The following is a 2,589-nucleotide window of genomic DNA, read 5'->3' as shown; positions in this document are numbered from 1 at the left end:
GCCAGGGCAACCGCCTGGACTTCGACTTCGACCCACCCGTCCTCTAGCCAGGGCCCGGGCTAGGCGGAGGGGGCGGGGACCGCGATCGCCGTCATTCGCCGACGCCGCCGTCACGCTGCCCGCCACCGCGAGCCTCACCGAGCTGCTCCAGGCCCTCGACCTGCTGGAGGCCCTGCGCCGCCGGCACCTGCCCGGCACCACGCCGGAGGGCCGCGAGCAGGCCGCCGAGCTGTCCGGCACCCTCCTGGAGGCGGCGGTTCGCGCCCTGCCGGGGCTGGCGGGCAGCGATCAGCCGGAGGACGCGGTCGCCCTGGTCGCCCTCGCCTCCCGGGCCGGCGAGGAGCGCCTGGGCCTGCGGATGGACGACGCTCTGGCGGTGCTCGCGCGTACGGCCTCGCCCCTCATGCAGGGGGCGGCGCTGGCCGCCCGCGTGCTGCTGGACCTGGACGGCCCGGCCTCGCTCGGAGACCGGGCGGCCGGCTGGATCGACACCGCCACCGGCCCGGACGGCCGCCTGCGGCTGGCCCGGCTGCTGACCGGCGTGCTCACGGCCGCCGGGCCGCTGCTCCAGTCGGCCCCGGCGGCGCTCGACCCGCTCATGAACCGGGTGGACGGGCTCACGGACAAGGAGTTCCTGGACCGGCTGCCGGCGTTGCGCGGCGGGTTCGACACGCTCAGCCCGGCCGGGCGCGCCCGGCTGCTGGGGGTGGTGTCCGAACGGCTCGGCGACCGGCTCGACGTGGCCCTGCACGCTCCGCCGGCGCTGCTTGCCCTCTGGACCGCCGCCGACGCGGCCGGCCTGGAGGCCCTGCGCGCGCTGCGGCTCCCCATCCCCATCGAGAGCACCCCCGCACCGGCGGAGGAACCGCAGGCCGGGACCTCGGAGGAGCCGGAGGCGGTCGCCGTCCCCGTGACCGACATCCACCGCAGGCTGAGGCCCGCGGACCGGTGGCGGTTGCTGCTCGGCCGGGAGTCAGAAAACCTGCCCCCAAACGCCCGCTCGTACGCCCGCGCCCTGGACGAGCTGTACGGGTCGGGCCGCGGCGAAGGCGCCAACGACTTCGGGCCCGCCCCAGGGGACGGGGGCGGCAAGGAGGCGCCGTTCCCCACGGCACGCGAGTGGTCGGAGGAGCTGGAGGCGCTGTTCGGCACCGAGGTACGCGAGGAGGTCCTGGCCCGCGCCGCCGACGCCGGACGCCACGACGTGCTGACCGAACTCGACCCCGCCTCCGTCCGGCCCTCCGTGGACCTGCTGACCTCCGTGCTGTCCCTGGCGGGCGGCCTGCCGGAGCAGCAGGTGGCCAAGCTGCGCCCGCTCGTACGCCGCCTGGTGGACGAGCTGACCCGCGAGCTCGCCACCCGCCTGCGGCCCGCCATGACCGGGGTCGCCACGCCGCGCCCGACCCGCCGCCCCGGCGGCAAGCTGGACCTGCCGCGCACATTGCGCGCCAATCTGGCGCACACGCGCCGCCTGGACGACGGCCGGCTCGTGGTGGTGCCGGAGCGGCCGGTGTTCAGCACGCGTTCGCGCCGGGAGGCCGACTGGCGGCTGATCCTGGTCGTGGACGTCTCCGGCTCCATGGAGGCGTCGGTGATCTGGTCGGCGCTGACGGCCGCCGTGCTGGCGGGGGTGCCGACGCTGTCCACGCACTTCCTGTCGTTCTCCACGCAGGTGATCGACCTGACCGACCGGGTCAGCGACCCGCTGTCCCTCCTGCTGGAGGTACGCGTCGGCGGCGGTACGCACATCGCCGCCGGGCTCGCCCAGGCCCGTACGCTGGTCACGGTCCCGAGCCGCACGCTCGTCGTGGTGGTCAGCGACTTCGAGGAGGGCTACCCGATCGGCGGCCTGCTCGCCGAGGTGCGCGCGCTGGCCGGCTCCGGCGTGCACCTGATGGGATGCGCCGCCCTGGACGACGACGGCGTACCCCGCTACTCGATCCCCGTCGCCCAGCAACTCGTCGCGGCCGGGATGCCCGTCGCCGCGCTCAGCCCGCTCGCCCTCGCCCGATGGGTGGGCGACCGCCTCCGCGGAGAACACCGGTGAACCCCTCCACGTCAACCACTCCCGAAACCCCTCCGGAGACGGTCCCGTCCGGCTCTCCCGGTGGCGGCGGGCCGCTGCCTCCGGTGACCCCGGAGGTGGTGGCCGCCGCCGTCGAGAGCCTGACCTCTCGGCTGCGCAAGAAGCTGGACGCGGCGATCGAACAGTACGCCGCCCTGCCCGTCACGGCCGGTGGCGAGGGCCTGCGGATCGCCTGCGGCGAGGACGCGGTCGTCACGCTCTCGCCGGGGCCGTCCGGGGTGATCGCCGACGGTGACCAGGCGTCGTGCAGTTGCCTGCTGGCGCCGCGCTGTCTGCATCGTGCGGCCGTACTGAGTGCCTGCCCGATCGGGGACGCGCTCCCCGGCGGAGAGGAGGCCACCTCCCGCGGCTCCTCCGACGCCGAACCCGCGCTCGCCGGATCCGACGGCGCGCAGGCGGCCGAGGGGGTATTTCTAAGAGACCAGCCCCAAATCGGAAATGTCGGCAGACTGCCTAACCGTGCCTTTCTCCTGGTACGGCGCCGCGGCCATCGGCCTGGTGCT

General features: G+C 75.5%; 2 protein-coding genes. Both read left to right on the top strand.

The window, feature by feature from the left end:
• The coding region (locus tag ACWDX9_RS62245; RefSeq protein WP_449973271.1) for a DUF5682 family protein at positions 1–2,047 on the top strand (2,047 nt) is incomplete at its 5' end.
• A gap of 83 nt (positions 2,048–2,130) precedes the next feature.
• Positions 2,131–2,589, top strand: a 459-nt coding sequence (locus ACWDX9_RS62240) for an SWIM zinc finger family protein (RefSeq protein WP_449973270.1), incomplete at its 3' end; no start/stop codon positions are given.

Source organism: Nonomuraea sp. NPDC003201, from assembly GCF_053590415.1.
This window is presented reverse-complemented; position numbering and strand designations above follow the sequence as displayed.